The sequence below is a fragment of the Photorhabdus viridis genome, assembly GCF_040256935.1.
Classification (GTDB): domain Bacteria; phylum Pseudomonadota; class Gammaproteobacteria; order Enterobacterales; family Enterobacteriaceae; genus Photorhabdus; species Photorhabdus viridis.
Map to the genome: position 1 here is coordinate 1 of NZ_JBEJZY010000173.1, position 1,045 is coordinate 1,045.

The following is a 1,045-nucleotide window of genomic DNA, read 5'->3' on the forward strand; positions in this document are numbered from 1 at the left end:
GGTTTTATCGCTCATGAACGTTAACTGTGAGGCATAAGGGTTGACCACATTGAGCGGGCGTAGCAGCCGTTGGGCGTTTTGATGCAGTTCGGTGATATAGGTCTTCTCATTCTCGGCCAGTAAGCCTTCGAGGGTTTGTTTATGGCGCTGCAAGGCGTGGATAGCTTCGGTCTGTTCCCGCGATTCGTTCACCGTCAGCACCAGACAGCGGTTTAACAGCTCTTCATCGACATCTATCGCGGTGGTGGTGAGCATCAGCATCACCGGTCCTTTCACCGTGTACTGTTTGGTGACCAGATTCCCGCTGGCGTCATCTTTACCGGTGCTGGCAATGGTCAGTTCCCCGTCGCTTTGCAACAGCTTAAGCGCATAGGCGGCCTGCCTGACGCCTTCCTCTTCGGCAATGGCTAAGATTTTATGCTGGAGATTGGTTTCCCCCAGATAGAACAGACTCTGACCGGTCATGGCGCTGTATTGCAGCCGTTCCTCTTCCGGTATCAGATTGAGGACCGCATCCATCAGTGAGCTTTTCCCGGCAGCGCTGCTGCTTTGTATCAGCACGGCCAGCGGACGGTCCAGCTTGCGACTGACGGCGGCTAAGTAACCGGCCAGCAGGTTGGTGCTTTCCCCCACCACGCCACAGGCGGCTAAATCAGCGGTGATGCGCTCACTCAGTTTCGGGTCTTGCAGCAACGCCAGCGCCGCGGCCCGCTGGTCCCCGCTCAGTTCGGGAACCGGTGGGGTTTCGGTTTGCTCACCGACGCCGGCCTGTTGACACTGTTCCAGTACCAGCAACACCTGCCCCAGTGCCCGGCGCAGGTCACCTTCGGCCAGCCCGAGTTCGGTGGCGGCCAGCCGCGCATACCCGCCCCGGCTGCGGGCGCTCATCATGTCCACGCTGTCGGCGAACATCACGCCGCTGTCGGTATCAACCACCTGAACATTCACTTTCATCACCGCCGCCCCGGCTTTCACCTGTGACAGGCCCCGGATACCCCACTGTTGTGTGCCCAGCGTCAGGGATATCTCGCCGTTAGCGCCGGTT

At 59.3% G+C, this 1,045-nt stretch carries 1 pseudogene; it reads right to left on the bottom strand.

Annotated elements, in window-relative coordinates:
• Window positions 1-1,045, bottom strand: a pseudogene (locus ABR397_RS22785) (DNA primase); the annotation flags it as partial.